At 58.9% G+C, this 16,067-nt stretch carries 14 protein-coding genes; 4 read left to right on the forward strand and 10 right to left on the reverse strand.

The window, feature by feature from the left end:
• The coding region (locus C4520_12970) for an MBL fold metallo-hydrolase (GenBank protein RJP19356.1) at positions 1 to 546 on the reverse strand (546 nt) is incomplete at its 3' end.
• Between the two features lie 115 nt (positions 547 to 661).
• On the opposite strand from C4520_12970, the gene C4520_12975 reads away from it, so the two are divergent.
• Together C4520_12975 and C4520_12980 are read left to right on the forward strand one after the other, a co-directional pair.
• Positions 662 to 865 carry a hypothetical protein gene (locus C4520_12975; GenBank protein ID RJP19357.1) on the forward strand — a complete coding sequence of 68 codons (204 nt, stop codon included), beginning with the start codon at positions 662 to 664 and terminating at the stop codon, positions 863 to 865.
• Positions 823 to 1,965, forward strand: coding sequence for a hypothetical protein (locus tag C4520_12980; protein RJP19358.1), 1,143 nt, complete (start codon positions 823 to 825; stop codon positions 1,963 to 1,965). The genes C4520_12975 and C4520_12980 overlap by 43 nt, the downstream gene beginning before the upstream one ends.
• Positions 1,966 to 2,035: 70 nt before the next feature.
• Here C4520_12980 and C4520_12985 read toward each other — a convergent pair whose 3' ends face one another.
• The gene (locus C4520_12985) at positions 2,036 to 2,764 is read right to left on the reverse strand and encodes a pirin family protein (GenBank protein ID RJP19359.1); all 729 of its coding nucleotides are present in this window, start codon (positions 2,762 to 2,764) and stop codon (positions 2,036 to 2,038) included.
• An 18-nt stretch (positions 2,765 to 2,782) separates the two neighbouring features.
• Positions 2,783 to 3,826 (reverse strand): PDZ domain-containing protein, encoded by a 1,044-nt coding sequence (locus tag C4520_12990; protein ID RJP19360.1) that lies wholly within the window; start codon positions 3,824 to 3,826, stop codon positions 2,783 to 2,785.
• Positions 3,827 to 4,127: 301 nt separating this feature from the next.
• Here C4520_12990 and C4520_12995 point away from each other — a divergent pair, with 301 nt between their 5' ends.
• Positions 4,128 to 5,852 (forward strand): MFS transporter, encoded by a 1,725-nt coding sequence (locus C4520_12995; GenBank protein ID RJP19361.1) that lies wholly within the window; start codon positions 4,128 to 4,130, stop codon positions 5,850 to 5,852.
• A 7-nt stretch (positions 5,853 to 5,859) separates the two neighbouring features.
• On the opposite strand, the gene C4520_13000 is transcribed toward C4520_12995, so the two are convergent.
• From C4520_13000 to dnaA, 7 genes are all read right to left on the reverse strand, one after another.
• Positions 5,860 to 6,054 carry a hypothetical protein gene (locus C4520_13000; protein ID RJP19362.1) on the reverse strand — a complete coding sequence of 65 codons (195 nt, stop codon included), beginning with the start codon at positions 6,052 to 6,054 and terminating at the stop codon, positions 5,860 to 5,862.
• 175 nt (positions 6,055 to 6,229) lie between these two features.
• Positions 6,230 to 6,769, reverse strand: a complete 540-nt coding sequence (locus C4520_13005) for a pyridoxamine 5'-phosphate oxidase family protein (GenBank protein ID RJP19363.1) — start codon at positions 6,767 to 6,769, stop codon at positions 6,230 to 6,232.
• 442 nt (positions 6,770 to 7,211) lie between these two features.
• Complete coding sequence (gyrA, locus tag C4520_13010) at positions 7,212 to 9,749, reverse strand: DNA gyrase subunit A (GenBank protein RJP19364.1); 2,538 nt, start codon at positions 9,747 to 9,749, stop codon at positions 7,212 to 7,214.
• A 37-nt stretch (positions 9,750 to 9,786) separates the two neighbouring features.
• Positions 9,787 to 12,222, reverse strand: coding sequence for a DNA topoisomerase (ATP-hydrolyzing) subunit B (gyrB, locus tag C4520_13015; GenBank protein RJP19365.1), 2,436 nt, complete (start codon positions 12,220 to 12,222; stop codon positions 9,787 to 9,789).
• Positions 12,223 to 12,535: 313 nt separating this feature from the next.
• Complete coding sequence (locus C4520_13020) at positions 12,536 to 12,877, reverse strand: DUF721 domain-containing protein (GenBank protein RJP19366.1); 342 nt, start codon at positions 12,875 to 12,877, stop codon at positions 12,536 to 12,538.
• Positions 12,874 to 13,974, reverse strand: coding sequence for a DNA polymerase III subunit beta (locus C4520_13025; GenBank protein ID RJP19367.1), 1,101 nt, complete (start codon positions 13,972 to 13,974; stop codon positions 12,874 to 12,876). Before C4520_13025 ends, C4520_13020 begins: the two co-directional genes overlap by 4 nt.
• A gap of 354 nt (positions 13,975 to 14,328) precedes the next feature.
• On the reverse strand, positions 14,329 to 15,660 hold the full coding sequence (dnaA, locus tag C4520_13030) for a chromosomal replication initiator protein DnaA (protein RJP19368.1): 1,332 nt from the start codon (positions 15,658 to 15,660) through the stop codon (positions 14,329 to 14,331).
• Between dnaA and C4520_13035 the strand changes: the two genes are divergently transcribed.
• Complete coding sequence (locus C4520_13035) at positions 15,659 to 16,015, forward strand: hypothetical protein (protein ID RJP19369.1); 357 nt, start codon at positions 15,659 to 15,661, stop codon at positions 16,013 to 16,015. The genes dnaA and C4520_13035 overlap by 2 nt on opposite strands.
• Positions 16,016 to 16,067: the final 52 nt, after the last annotated feature.

Raw genomic sequence — 16,067 nt, forward strand, 5'->3', positions numbered from 1 at the left:
GCCGCCGAGCGGGAGCAGGCGGGTCTTGATCACGTTGATGAGGGTCCGGTAGCTGCCGCCGGGAAGATCGGTGCGCCCGATCGAGCCGGCGAAGAGGGTGTCGCCCACGAAAACGACGCCGTCCCAGAGGACGGATATCCCGCCGGGCGAGTGGCCGGGGCAGTGGATGATGCCGAGGCGGTGATCGGCGCCGAACGCGAGCTCGTCGCCGTGCTTTACGAGCCGGTCGGCGGGCGGAGGCGAATCGATCATGAACCCGAAGATGCGCGCCTGCGCCGCCAGGTTCGCATAGAGCGGCTCTTCGTCTTCGTGCAGCACGATCTGGGCGCCGGTCGCCTCCTTGAAACGGCCGACGTCGCCGGCATGGTCGACGTGCGAGTGGGTGAGGATGATGTATCTGGCCTTCAGCTCCCTGTTGCGCAGAAATGCTTCGATCTCGGGGGTGAATTCGCCGGCGTCGATGATGACCGCCTCGCGCGTCTGCTCGCAGCCGAGCACAAAGCAGTTGGCCATGAACGGGGTGACTTCGAATTGTTGTATCAGCACGAATGCCTCCGATTTTCCATTAATCCGGGATTCATCAGGCGGCGGGCAGAGCGCTTCCGCCCGGCTCCCTGCGCTCGCGCCGGAACGGCGCCGCGGGTGTCACAGACTAAACAGAATGGTAAAGAAATCCGGTGGAAATTGCAAGTATTTTCTCCGCGAGACGGGGAGCGGCGGCGCGGCCGGCCGGCTGCTGCGCCCGATTGTGCCAGCCGAAGGCGAATGCTATAATGGTATCATCTATCTGAAATCCTTGTACGGAAAAAGGGAATTGTATCGATGCGGCTCCGGCGACTTGCACGGTGGTACACGCTCTTTCTGATCATCCCGACGGGAGCCGCCCTCTGTGCGCTCGGCGGGGACGCGATCCTGACCGAATCGGCCAAGGTAAAACCGTATGCGGTGGTGTTCCGGGACGCGAAGGAGGCGCGGGCCGCGCGGCGGAAAAGCGATCGGCTGATCATTTTTCTCGGCGATTCATCCGTGGCTCAGCCGCCGTGGGCGGAGAAGGGGACTCCGCGCACTCCGGCGCTCCTCGAGAGCGAGCTTTCACGGTCGCACCCGCAGCTTGGAACCGTTTCCGTACTGGACTGGTCCTTCGACGGGGCCCGCTTCTTCCACTATTTCTGTCTGCTGTTCCATGCGCTCGAATACGAGCCCGATCTGGTGATAATCCCGATCAACTGGCGCAACCTCGGCCCGAGCTCGTGGGAGCAGGACCCCATATATGCCTTCCGTGAATTGAGCCGCCTCGTGCCGCTTTCCGAGCGGGACCGGCCCGCAAGCAGGCGGCTGTTTGCCCGCGAGAACATCTCCGGGCGCGCGCACCTCATGCACATCGCGCGCCATCCCCTGCTGTACCTCGAAGGCCTGCGCGTATGGAGCCGGGACCGCTTAGGCATTCGACAGACGCCCGATCTGGAGAACCTGCAGCTTCCCTCCGTGGCGGAGTTCATGGCGGGGTTCAGCGACCGGAAGCTCCTCGAGTTCTATCCGCCCGAAATCTCGCCGCAGAATCCGCAGGTCGACACGCTCCGCGCCCTTGCTCAGGCGTACGCCGAGAGCGGACTCAGGACCCTGTTCTATATCACGCCGATCCACATGGACGAGCTCAGAAGCCGCAAACCATTTGACGAAGCGGCGTTCCGTACATCCACCCAAATGGTGGCTGCGGCCGTGTCCTCGGAGGGCGGCGGATGTGTCGACGTGAGCGGATTGCTCGAGGAAAGCCTCTTTATCGACTGCTTCGAGCATTACAGCCCGCGGGGCAACCTCGCGCTCGCCCGCGCCCTCGCGCCCGAGGCGGTCCGTCTGGTGAGTGCGCCGCGGCCACAGCGGATGCCCGAGCGCCCGCCGGCGCAGACACATGCTCCGATAGCCACGGCGCCGGCCGACGAGCCGGCCCAACTTCTGACCAATTAGCAGCCCCTTCGTTCGATCACGCGCTTGTTTCACTGGATGGATCCGCGCGATCATCCCTTGGCGCGGCGCCTCAAGCGGGACCCAGCGAAACATCCGCCAGCAGCAGCTCGGCGTCTTTTTCGGCCGTCATCTCAATCCCCAGCTCACCCTCCGCCCTGACCGCCCCGAGCGTGGGAACAATTCGACCGTTCACGCGGACCGGTCCGCCCTCGAGAACGTACAGGTAGGCCCCGCGGGCGTGCGGCACCGGGTGTCGAACCGATTGATTTTCCTGCAGGAAACACGAGAGTACCTCCGCATCGGAGGCCAGCGGCAGCGCATCGGGATTTCTGCCGGAAACCAAAACAAGGAGGCGGTTTGTCCGCTCGTCGCGATCGACCGGCTTCTGCTCGACCGCCGGCTCGAGGCCGCGTGCGCGGGGAATGAACCACATCTGGATGAAACGCATCGGCCGGTCAGGCAGGTTGTTGATCTCGGAGTGCATCATGCCGCGCCCGACGGTGGTGTGCTGCACCCATCCCTTTTCGAGGATACCCCCCTTCCCGCGTTCGTCGGCGTGGCGGAACTCGCCCTCGGCGCAGTAGGTGACGACCTCGTTGTCCCGGTGCGGATGAAGCGGCCACACCGCGCCCGGCGAGAGCGTGTCGTCGTTGAACACCCGCAGGGTATCGAACCGCTCGTTTTCCGGATCCCGGTATCCATCGAATGAGAAATGCCAGCGCCCGCGAAACGTTCCGCGCTCGATCTGGCCTTCGGCCCGGTAAATGCTCTCGGGCTCCCTGATAACAAGCGAGGCCATGGTCGCTCCTCCTCCGCGTCATCCGGCGGTTTTCGCCTCGGCCGGCACGACCGTGAGCCGCAGAAGCTCGGTGCGGCGGATGAGCGAGACCGCAACCGGCTGCCCGATCGGCCATTCGGACAGGAACCGGTGGATGTCATCGACGCTGGTGATCAGGTGCTGATCGATGGAAACGATCAGGTCTCCTACGCTTATTCCGGCCTGTGAGGCTGGTCCCAGAGGATCTACTGTGACAACCTCAATCACTTGATCGTTTTTGAGCTGATGATGCCGCGCGATTCGCCTGTCAAGCGGCCTCTGAGTCGCCGAAATTCCCAAAAATCCTCTCCGAACCCGCCCGTGCATCAGCAGCTGCGAGACCACCCATTTTGCGGTGCTCGAGGGGATCGAGAACCCGATCCCCTGCGCCAGATAGATGATGGCGGTGTTGATGCCCACCACCCGCCCGCGCGAATCGACGAGCGGTCCGCCGGAGTTGCCGGGATTGAGCGGCGCGGTGTGCTGAATGATATTCTCGATCAGCCTTCCCTCGCGGCTCCTCAGGGCGCGGCCGAGCGCGCTCACAACCCCGGTCGAGACGGTCGATTGGAATCCGAACGGGTTGCCGATCGCTATAACCAACTGACCTACGCGCAATTGAGTGGAATCGCCGAAGCCGGCGTACGGCAGGTCGGACGCGTTCACCCGGATAACGGCAAGATCGGTTGCGGGATCGGTCCCCGCGATCGTGGCGTCCAGCTGGTCGCCGTCGGCGAACGTGGCCGACAGGCTTTTGATCTGGTGCACGACGTGGTCGTTGGTGAGGATGTAGCCGTCGGGCGCGATGACGACGCCCGAGCCCGCGCCCATCTGTTCCGGCTGGGGTTGACCCGGGGGTCGATGACCGCCCGAGATGCGGACGACGGCCGGCCCCACGTTATCGACGACCGAGATGACCGCCCGTGAATACGCGTCGAGCAGTTCGGTGTCGGACGGCTCGGCCGCGATGCCTCCGCCGGCTGTCTGGCCGAAGTCGTTGCCGGAAATCAGCTTCAGAATCTGTTGCAATCGTTCATGATTCATCGTTTGCTCCAATTGCCGCCCGAGAAAAACTCTTCTCTCAACCCCAAAGGCGCAAAGGGTGCAGAAAACAGGTTTCCTTTTTGAGTCTTTGCGTCTCTGCGGTTGAATGTCCTTGATCAGATGCTTTATCTTATTGAGGAATCCATCGGAGCTGGAAAATCCATTTCGGACAGGAACGATTCGCTCAATTCCTCTTCTTATTCAACTATAGTTCCGAAATCAGGTGGAGGCTATCGGGAGGAGTCCAGGTTCCGGACTTGAAACCTGTAATTTATGACTATTTTTCAGCGTAAAAAGTTTCATGTCAAGGCAGTTGCAAAGGCGGACCTTTTTCACTATCATTGGAGAGGAAATCGGCCAATTTGAACGACGAGCTTCTAAAAGCGTAAACGGACAGGAACGCACTTTGGAAACAGCCCCGTCTGTGCAGTCGATTGAGGCGTCTGCATTGAGCCCGTTGCGCCATCCGGTATTCCGCTCGCTGTGGCTCGCCTCGGTCGTCTCGAATGTCGGCACGTGGATGCAGGCCGTCGGCGCCGCCTGGCTGATGACCTCGCTCGCGCCCTCGCCGGTGATGGTGGCACTGGTGCAGGCGGCGAACACGCTGCCGATGTTTCTGCTCGCGCTGCCGGCGGGCGCGCTGGCCGACATCATCGACCGGCGCCGGCTGCTGCTTTTCGCCCAGTGCTGGATGATGCTGGCGGCCGCGGTGCTCGGGTTTCTGACGGTTTATTCCATCACCGACGCCTGGCTCCTGCTGCTGCTCACCTTTTCGCTCGGGATCGGCGCCGCGCTCAATGCGCCCGCCTGGCAGGCGATCGTGCTCGATGTGGTGCCGAGGTCGGACCTGACCGCTGCGGTCTCGCTCAACAGCGCGGGCTTCAATGTCGCGCGCGCGGTCGGCCCGACGCTGGGGGGGATCGTCATTGCGGCATCGGGTCCGGGTGCGGTTTTCCTGATCAATGCCGCATCGTTTCTCGCCGTCGTGATCGTGCTGTTCCTCTGGCGCAAGCCCGCAACCCGCAGCGTGCTTCCGGCCGAGCGCGTTTTTGGGGCGATCCGGACCGGCATCCGCTACGTGCGGCACGCGCCGGCGCTGCAGGCGATATTTCTTCGGGCGGTGGCGTTTATCGGGTTCGGGAGCTCGATTCGGGCGCTGCTGCCGGTGATCACCCGGTTCGAACTCGAACGGGGACCGACGGCCTATGGGGTTCTGCTCGGCTTCCTGGGGGCGGGCTCCGTCGCAGGCGCGTTTCTGATGCCGGCGATGAGGCGGCGGATGAACGTGGACGCGCTCCTCGCGTTCTCGGCGCTCCTGTTTGCGGGCATGCTGTTCACTTTCGCCGGCGTTCGCGTGTTCTGGGTGCTGTGCGCGGCGATGTTCGCCGGCGGCGTCGCCTGGCTCGCGCTGCTCTCAACATTCAATGCGAGCGTGCAGGCGGCGGTGCCGGTATGGGTGCGGGGGCGGGCGCTGTCGGTGTACCTGCTGATCTTTTTCGGTGGCCTGGCGGGTGGCAGCGCGCTCTGGGGCGCGGTGGCCGAGGCAATAAGCCTCTCGGCGTCGCTGGTGATCGCCGGCGCCGGCACGATCCTGGGGCTTGTGGCGACGATGCAGTTCAGCCTTTCGCGCCGGCAAACGGAGGGGCTCGAGCCGGCGATGGACTGGCCGACCCCGACGCTGGTGGGCGGCGGCGTGGAGACCGGGCGGGGCGCGGTCCTTGTCACCATCGAGTACCGGATCGACCCGGCGCGGCAGCGCGAATTCGTCGGCGCGATGCAGCGGCTGCGGCGAATCCGCCGGCGCGACGGCGCGCTCCGGTGGGGGCTCGGCCGCGACACCACCGATCCGGAACGGTTCATCGAGTTCTACGTGGTTGAATCCTGGACCGAGCACCTGCGCCAGCACGAGCGGCTGACGGTGGCCGACCGCGCGGCCTTCGAGCATGCGCGCTCATTTCATACGGCAGACCTGCCGCCGTCGGTCTCGCATTTCGTTTTTCTTTCCGGAAAAAACGAGGGGGCGTGATCCTGGTTCAGGCGGTTACAGCGATTTTGTGTTCAGGCATTTCGTAACCGCGGCGGCGCAAGCAACCACTCTTGTCCAAGATAATCTTGAAAAACGAAATATGAGATAATTCCGCGTCGCGCGGGTCCGATAGAAATAGACCAGAAACAGAAGAAAAAGATTCCTCAACAGGAGGCAAGAGCAAACAGAGCACAAAGAACATCTTTTTCCTCCGTTGTCTATGTTCCCTCCTGTTTAAAAGGTTTCTTCTTGAATCCGTGAATTACAAAAAAATCTGTGAAAATCTCCGCAAGCTGCGGATAAGAAGGTTTTTTCTGCAGACTGCCTCGTTACAGATTGAGGTCCGCGGACTGCCTTTCTAATCCATGCTTCGCAAATCAACCGGGCTCGGTGGCGGGAAGATTCGCTTTCGCGGTGATGCGGTCGGGCGTGATCTCGCAGACGTTCACGATCGCGAGGGCATGCACCGGCGGCGGCTCAACGGGCACGGCGCCGGTATATTTCTTCAGCAGAAACTCGAGCGCGCGCATCTTCTCGTTCTCGTCCTCGAGCAACCGCGTTTTCCCCATGATGATGACGCTGCGGTAATATGCGGTATAGAGGCATGCCTGCTCATTGGGCACGATCTCGAGCAGCTCGTCGACCTCGAAACAAGCCGGGCGGTCGCCGCCGATCCCTTCGAATTTGCGGCCCTCGAGCCCGGTGTGGAAGTAGATGCGGCCGCCGGCATAGACGTAATTGAGCGGAACGATGTACGGCTCTCCGCCGGCGATCACTCCGAGTCTGCCGACGAGCGCGCGCTCCAATATCTCGCGTATCTCATCCTGATTCTCGATCCAGATTTTCACGAGGTGTGCCTCCTGTGCTGACAATGCCAATTTGGGTTTCGGGGACGGGCACCATCGCGACCGCTGGATGGTCGACGGTCCGCGACGCTTGGGACTCCATCAAATTGAGCCAGTCCCCTTCGCATTCGGGAGCGGATCGCTCCCGGTTTTTGACGGGTTATTATACGGCGGGGGGCGAAAGAGGTCAACCGAGAAAAAGAAAAAGCCCCTCTTTCTCGAGGGGGCTTCTTAAACTCTCTCCCGAATGTGGCCTATTTACAGGTGCACTGTTTAGCGGGTTTGCCGCAGCCTACGCAGACGCCGTTCTTGATCTCTCCGCCGCATTTCTTGCAGGGAGTGCATCCGCACGTTTGGCAATGCCGCACGCTGTCAAATCCGAACATGTCTCATCATCCTTTCTGATTGCACGGTTCACTTTCCCAATCTTAGCACCGGGCAGGCGACGGGGCAAGCGATGGGGCGAGGTCCTTCTTGAGGAAAATGAGAAATGAGGACAGCTTACGGAGCGGAATCATTCAGCCTGCGGCTCGCCGTTTTCCTCGAAATCGGCTTCGTCGGCTCCCGGCGACTCCGATTCGGGCAGATTCGCGGCGGCCTCATCGGCGAGAGCGTCCTCTTTCTCTTTCGGCATGACGACGGCGACGGCGACAAACGAATCGTCCTCCTGCAATCGGATGACGCGGACGCCCTGCGTGTTTCGCCCGATAACGGAGATATCGCTGACGGGCGTGCGGACGACCATCCCCCGGGATGAGACGCAAACGACCTCCTCGTTCTCGCGAACGGTGCGCATGCCGATGCACTTGCCGTTGCGGGCGGACGTCTTGATACTGATAATGCCTTTGCCGCCGCGGTGTTGCGAGCGGTACTCGTCGAAGTCGGTGCGCTTGCCGTATCCGTTTTCGGTCACCACCAGAATTGTGGCGTCGGGGATGACCTTTTCCATGCCGACGAGGCGGTCGCCCTCCTCCATGCGGATACCGATGACTCCCCTCGCGGTCCTGCCCATCGGGCGCACCTGCCGCTCGTTGAACCGGATGGCAAGTCCCTGCTCGGTCCCGAGCAGGATCTCGTCTTCTCCGCCGGTGAGCTTGACGTGGGTGAGCCGGTCGCCGTCATCGAGCGTAATGGCGATGATGCCGCCGGCGCGCGGGTTGCTGAAGGCCTCGAGCTCGGTCTTCTTGACGACGCCCTTTTCGGTCGCCATCATGATATAGCGGCTTTCCTCGAAGGATTTCACGCTGAGGAAGGCGGTGACGCTCTCGCCGTCCGCGAGATGGAGGATGTTGATGATCGCGCGTCCTTTCGAGTAGCGGCCGGCGCGCGGGATCTCGTGCACCTTCAGCCAGTGGACGCGTCCGCGGTCGGTGAAGAAGAGGATGTATTCATGCGTGGACGCGATAAAGATGTGCTCGACGAAATCCTCTTCCTTCGTCTCCATGCCGGTCACGCCGACGCCGCCGCGGTGCTGTTTGCGGTACGTGCTCACCGGCAGGCGCTTGATGTAGCCGGCGTGCGAGATGGTGATGACCATGTCCTCCTGCGCGATGAAGTCCTCGACCTTGAATTCGGTCTCCTCGTCGAGGATATGGGTGCGGCGGGGATCGGAATACTTTTTCTTGATTTCCTCGAACTCGGCGCGGATGACGCCCATCAATACGCGCGGGCTCTCGAGGATCGAGCGCAGGTTCGCGATGGTTTTCAGAAGGTCCTCGTATTCGGCGTCGATTTTCTGGCGCTCGAGGCCGGTGAGCCGCTGCAGCCTCATGTCGAGGATCGCCTGCGCCTGCTTGTCGGTCAGGCCGAACTGCACCACCAGGGAGTTTCGCGCCTGTTCGGGCGTATGCGACTGGCGGATGGTGTTGATGACCTCGTCGATGTGGTCGAGCGCGATCTTGAGGCCCTCGAGGATGTGGGCGCGCTCCTCCGCTTTTCTCAGGTCGAACCGGGTGCGCCGGGTGACGATCTCAATGCGGTGATCGAGGTATTCCTGCAGCATGCGTCTGAGTCCGAGCACGCGCGGGCGGTTCTCGACCAAGGCGAGCATGATGATGCCGAAGCTGCTCTGCAGGGCGGTGTGCTTGTAGAGCTGGTTGAGGATGACCTCGGCCACTTCGCCGCGCTTGACGTCGATGACGATGCGCATGCCTTCCTTGTCGCTCTCATCGCGGATATCGGAGATGCCCTCGATCTTCTTCTGCTGGGCGAGCGCGGCGATGCTCTCGATCAGCTTGCTCTTGTTGACCTGGTACGGAATCTCGTTGACGACGATCTTCTCTTTTCCGCTGGCGCTCGAGGGCTTCTCGATCGCGGCCTGCGCGCGGATGACCAGCTTGCCGCGGCCGGTGCGGTAGGCGTCGTGGATCCCTCTCGTACCGAGGATGACGCCGCCGGTCGGGAAATCGGGCCCCTTCACCACCTGCAGCAGGTCTGAAAGCTGCGCCTGTGGATTATCGATCAGCAGGCACAACGCGTCGATGATCTCGCCGAGATTGTGCGGCGGAATATTGGTGGCCATGCCGACCGCGATCCCGGAAGAGCCGTTGACCAGGAGGTTCGGGAGCGCCGACGGCAGGACCACCGGCTCCTGGAGCGACTCGTCGAAATTCGGCTGGAAGTTGACGGTCTCCTTGTCGATGTCGGCCAGCATCTCCTCGGCGAGCGCCGCGAGCCGGGCCTCGGTGTATCGCATGGCGGCCGCGTTGTCGCCGTCGATCGAGCCGAAGTTGCCCTGGCCATCAACCAGCGGATACCGCATGTTGAAATCCTGCGCCATGCGCACGAGCGCGTCGTAGATGGGGCTGTCGCCGTGCGGGTGATATTTACCCATCGTGTCGCCGACGATGCGCGCGCATTTGCGGTAGGCCCGGCGAGATGTAAGGCCGAGCTCGTTCATGGCGTACAGGATGCGGCGGTGAACCGGCTTGAGGCCGTCGCGCGCGTCGGGCAGAGCCCGGGCGACGATGACGCTCATCGCGTAGTCGATGAACGACTTCTTCATCTCGGATTCGAGATTTACCGGAAATATCTTTTCGTTCTGCGTGTACATTCCTTATGTTTCCATCAGCTCGTGAGGCGGGCGCACATCAGATGTCCAGATTTCTCACATCCAGCGCATGCGCTTCAATGAACTCGCGGCGCGGCTCGACTTTCTCGCCCATCAGATCGTTGAAAACCTCTTCCGCCACGAGAGCATCCTCGAGTTTCACCTGCAGGATGGTGCGGGTCTCCGGGTTCATCGTGGTCTCCCAGAGCTGCTCCGGATTCATTTCGCCGAGCCCCTTGTACCGCTGGATGGTCAGTCCCTGGCGGGCGATGTTCTTGATGGTGAACAGGATCTCCAATGCCGACCGGACGGGGATCTCCTGTTCGTCCTTTCGCACGATGAAGCAGACGGGAGCCGCAGGATCATCGGGTGCGACGAGATTCTCGGGGGTAATCCCGTACCGGTGGAGTTTCTTGAATAATCCCTCTATTTCTCTCGATTCGGCAAATTCTATGACCGGGGTCTCGTCCTCGTCGGGTTGCGCCTCCTTGCGGCCGACCTCTCCGTTGAACGGGAGCGTTCCCTGTTTCTGGTCCTCGATCTTCTCTCGGAATTTCGCGTAATCCTTTTCCGAAAAGAGGAATTCCCTCACTCCCTCAACTTCAATCATGTACATCGGCAGCCGGCCGGTGTCGGGCTGGCGGTTGCGCAGGTACTCATAAAAGGTAATGCCCTTGCGTTCCATCGCGCCGGCCAGTTTTTCGAGATCGCGAAGGATTTCGGCAACCTCCTTGAGGGTGGAGTTGTTGAGGACGCTTTCGCCGCCGTTGCGCGAGATGGTGAGTCCTTTTATGCCCTCGTCGATCAGAAAATCTTCCATCTCCCTGTTGGTGCGGATATAGCGCTCGGTTTTCCCCTTTTTTATCTTGAAGAGGGGCGGCTGAGCGATGTAGATGTATCCCCGCTTGATGAGGTCCTCCATTTGCCGGTAAAAAAAGGTGAGCAACAGCGTTCTGATGTGAGAGCCGTCCACGTCCGCGTCGGTCATGATGATGATCTTATGGTAGCGCGCGTTATCCGGCCTGAACTCGTCGGCGCCAACGCCGCAGCCGATGGCGCTGAACAGGGTGCGGATTTCCTCGTTGTTCAGCATCTTGTCGATGCGGGCCTTCTCGACGTTGAGAATCTTTCCCTTGATCGGGAGAATCGCCTGGAAGCGCCTGTCGCGGCCCTGCTTGGCCGAGCCGCCGGCCGAATCGCCCTCGACGATGTAAATCTCGCACAGCCCGGGATCGCGCTCGGAGCAGTCGGCGAGTTTGCCGGGCAGATCTCCGGAATCGAGAACGCCCTTTCGGCGGGTCAGATCGCGCGCCTTTCGCGCAGCCTCGCGCGCGAGAGCGGCCCCGAACGCCTTGTCGATGATCTTGCGCGCCGCCGGCGGATTTTCCTCGAAGAACTCGGTGAGCGCCTCGTTCACCAGCGACTCGACTATCCCTTTGACCTCGCTGTTGCCCAGCTTGGTTTTCGTCTGGCCTTCGAACTGGGGGTTGCTCAATTTGACGGAGACGACGGCGGCGAGTCCTTCGCGCACGTCGTCGCCGGATATCGAGAACTTTGAGTTTTTCGTGAGGTTGTTTTTCCGGGCATATTCATTCACGCTGCGGGTCAGCGCCGATTTGAATCCGATGAGGTGGGTGCCGCCTTCGATGGTGTTGATGTTGTTGGCAAAACTGAAGATGTTCTCGGCATAGCCGTCGTTGTACTGGAACGCGAGCTCGATATAGATGGTGTCGCGCTCCCGCTCGCAGTAGCAGACCTTGTGGAGCGTGGTCTTGTTGCGGTTGAGATGCTCGATGAACTCCTTGATGCCGTCCTTGTAAATGAAAAGCACCGGCTCGTCACTCGAGCGTTCATCGACAAATTTGATCTGCAGGCCGCGGTTGAGGAATGCCAGCTCGCGCAGACGGTTGATCAGCAACTCGCTGCGAAACTCGATTTCCTCGAATATTTCCTTGTCCGGCTTGAACGTAACTTTGGTGCCGCTCTTCTTGGTCTTGCCGATGTTTTCCATCGGCTGTGCCGGCACGCCCCGCTCATATCGCTGGAAGAAGATGCCGCCGTCGCGGTAGACCTCAACTTCCATCCATTCCGAAAGCGCGTTGACAACCGAAACGCCAACCCCATGGAGGCCCCCCGATATCTTGTACGACTTGCCGTCGAATTTTCCACCGGCGTGAAGAATAGTCATGACCACCTCGAGGGCGGGCTTCTTCAGTTTCGGATGTAAATCGACGGGAACGCCGCGGCCGTCGTCGGTCACCGTCACGCTGTTGTCGATATGAACGATGACTTCTATTGTCGAGCAGAAGCCGGCCATGGCTTCGTCAATGCTGTTGTCGACAACCTCGTGAACGAGATGATGCAGACCGCGCTCGCCGGTGCTCCCGATATACATCGCCGGCCGCTTTCGCACCGCGGCCAATCCCTCGAGGACCTGAATTTTTTCTGCGGTATACGCTTTCCGTTCGTCCGTCATTTTGCTCCTATTTTACGGGGGGTTTTTGCTGCAACGATGCTATTTAATAATACCATAAAACAGGTGCAAAAGTAAAGGCTTTTCTTGGGGAATTTATACCATATATGCTTATAGTTCTGCGGTTCAAATACAATATATAGTGTGCTTGGCCTGTGGCCCCCTTGTCGATGTGTGACGGCAGCGTAAGTATTATATTATTAGGAGTTGATTTTGCATATAAAACAACAAACGGGCGGCAAAAGAAAGGACACTCACAGGTTGTCTGATCAGCGTCGCTTTGAACAGGGAAGAGCGTTGCCGCGAAAGAGTTGTTTCATTCTCTTGCAAGTGAAACGGCAGGATTGATCTTGCAGATGATTTTGGCGATGGGGATCTCTCTGTATCGCTGACCGACTTTCTGAACAAGTTGCTCCTTGACAAGATCGATCTGCTGGCGCCAGACGGGACTGTCCACGTGTATGTAGAGTTTGCCGTCGGTTATTTTTGCGGGAGCGCAATGGAGGGCGGCGTCCTTTCCGACAATTTCGCTCCAGCAGGTTTGCAACTCGGCAACCTTTGCGCGCCGGGCAAAACTGCCGCCGGTGAAGAGCCGGCGCAGAACCTCATCGACTGGTTCTATTCCACAATCGGCGCGCGAGCGTTTATTCGTCTTCATAGCCTTACGGGCATCACGACATACATGTAGTTGTCGTTGTCAAGCGGTTTGATCAGTCCGGAACTCTGCGCGTCTTTCAACTCGAGAGTGACTTTTTCCTCGTCGACTATCTTCAGCACGTCGAGCACGAATTGGGGATTGAACCCAATGCTAATGGTCTCTCCCTGGTATTCGACGTCGAACTCATCTTTTGCCTCGCCGACCTCCGGCGAATTCGTTGTCACAACCATTTTGCCGGGGGATATCTCGAACTTGACCAAATTATAGCGGTCGGTGGTAAGCACCTGCGCCCGCTTTGTCGCAACCCCAAAGAGTTCCTTTTCGGCGATCACCTTGCGCTCATATCCGCGCGGGACAACCTGCTCGTAATTCGGGAAAACGGCGTCGATCAAATTCGAGATGACCAGCAGGTTGCCGAATTCAAACGCGATCTGGTTATCGGAGAGATAGATAGTGACATCGCCTTCATCGCTTAACAGCCGCTCCAGTTCGAGCACGGTTTTCCGCGGGATAATGTATGAACTGTCGCCGTCGGGAGGATTCTCCAGGGTATGCCGCGCGTAGGAAAGGCGTCTTCCATCGGTGGAAACCAGTCTCAACTGACTCTGCGTCAGCGCAAGGAGCAGGCCGGTGATGTTTATCCTGTTCGGATCGATCGAGATGGAGAAACTCACCTTTTTCAACATCTCTTTCAGGAGAGCCTGCGGCAGGACAAAAGATTTATCCCGTTTCACGTCCGGAGATTTCGGAAAGTCATCGGGCGGCATCCCCATGAGCTTATAGCGAACGACTCCGGAGGTGAGCGTAACTGCATTACTGTCGGAAGCGGTCATAGCGATCGTTCCCTGCGGCAGGATATTCACTACCTCATGCAGTTTCTTTGCGGGAAGCGTCACTGTTCCTTCCTGCTTCATCTCATCACATTCGATAACGCATTCGATGCCGACTTCGAGATCGGTTGCCACCAGTTTAAGGCTGTTGTTTTTCGCGCTCATCAGGACGTACTGCAGCATCGGCAATGTGCTTCGAGTCGAGACAACACTCTGAACGTTTCCGATCGCATCTCGCAGTTGATCTCTTGCAATGGCCAGTTTCATACAATCCTCCCGCCTCTCCCCAAGCAAGCTCCGAACGAGTCAAACTTTCTTCTTATGCTCTTCATACTATGAGATAATAAAAGGCAGTCGCCGCAGGAGTAGTAAGGCGAAATCTGTGGAAAGCTCTTGTTTTCCCCATCGCTGCGGCACGAACCGGTGTCGACAACCTGCTGAAACTCACGCTCCAATTATCAACAAGATCAACATTATAGTGGGAACGATCGACTTTATCAAGAATTCGTCAACAGTTTACCACAAAGTACCAACATCGCGTCAACAGATTTTTCGGGAGATTATCCTCTTGTTCTTTTGGCATACATGAACCGCAAATATGAAGAGCGTGGGAGAAATCGTCTACGTGCGAAGCTGTTTGTTGATCGACTCCACGTCGGTGGCGAACCGCGAATTCGTTTTCATCATCTCGCGGACTTTCTTGCACGCGTGCAAAACCGTCGAGTGGTCGCGGCCTCCAAACGAATCGCCGATGTCGATCAGCGAGGCCTCAGTCAGCTCGCGTGCGAGATACATGCCCACCTGGCGTGCGAGCGCAATCGTTTTCGATCGTTTCGGCGAAACGAGATCCGAAAGCTTGACGTTATAATACGACGCGGATGTCTTCTGGATGAACTCGACCGTGATCTGTTTTCCTTCGGCCTGTTCGAGTACGTCCTTCAGCGCCAGTTGCGCTGTCTCGATCGAGAGCGGACAATTATGGGCGCGGGCATAGCCGATGACGCGATTGAACGTGCCCTCGAGTTCCCGGATATTGGCCTTCACCAGGTTCGCAATGAAGAACAGCATGTCCGACGGACATTTTAAATGGTTCTTCTCGGATTTTTTCTGCAGGATCGCGATGCGGGTTTCGAGATCGGGCGCCTGAATATCCGTCACCAGCCCCCATTCGAATCTGCTCACCAGCCGCTCCTCGAGCGTCGGGATGTCTTTTGGGGGCCGGTCCGACGACAGGACGATCTGTTTGAATGCGTCGTGCAGCGTATTGAACGTGTGGAAGAACTCCTCCTGCGTCGCATCCTTGCCGGCGAGAAAATGGATATCGTCGATCAGCAGGACGTCAACTGTCCGGTACTTGTTTCTGAAACTTATCTGCGAGCGCTGCTGGATCGCCGAGATCAACTCGTTGGTGAATTCCTCGGAAGTTATATACAGCACCTTCAGCTTTTCCTGCCGCAGAACCTCGTGCCCGATCGCCTGCATCAGGTGCGTCTTCCCGAGCCCCGCTCCACCGTAGATAAAGAGCGGATTGTATGCGCGGGCGGGCGTCTCGCACACCGCCTTCGCGGCGGCGTGGGCGAATCTGTTGGAAGGCCCGATTACGAATTCCTCGAATGTATATTTTGAATTCAGATGAGGAAACGAGGAAATGCGGGACTGCGGTTCGGCCGGGTCCTCCGACCGGATTTCGCAGGTCATCTCTTCCTGAAGCACGTCGTTCTGCCGGAATGTGACACCGTGAAATTCGGGACTTAAGGAGTCTCCAATCGATTTGATCAGTTCCGAATATCGCTCGGCGATCCAGTTCCCGGTAAACTCATTGGGCACGAGAACCGCGAGGTGCCCTTTCTCATATGAATGGAACCGGGTCCATGTCAGCCAAGCCTCGAATGTCCGCGGGTCTATCCGCTGGCGCAGTACCTGGCGTATCTGATCCCAGAGATTGATACTCATGGAGAAATCCCCCCTCTGCAATGCAAAAATTATCCACACGGAACGGAAGTCGAAAAAGGCTCTTTATTCGCTGAATTACTCGGATCAGTGCGGATTCTCCAAGACTTATCAACAAAAAGTCGGACTTTTCCACAGACTTATCAACATCCTGTGGAAAGAGGAGTTTCCAGTGTGCTGCATTTGTAATCCTGATGCTGCAAGGCGGCGGGAAGACTTCCTCACGCCGGAGGATCAAGATGAAGGGCCGAGGTCGCGAAGACTATGGAATAAAACCAGTGGATATAAAGAGGTGATAACATATTCCGCCACGTCAGTTAAAGCGGAAAAAACCCGGCCCACCCGCTCCGGAGGCTGAAGAAACCATTGTCACGGGAGTTTTGTAAACCCTTTCCCCATGATTCACCCGC

This window comes from Candidatus Abyssobacteria bacterium SURF_5 (assembly GCA_003598085.1).
GTDB lineage: Bacteria > Abyssobacteria > SURF-5 > SURF-5 > SURF-5 > SURF-5.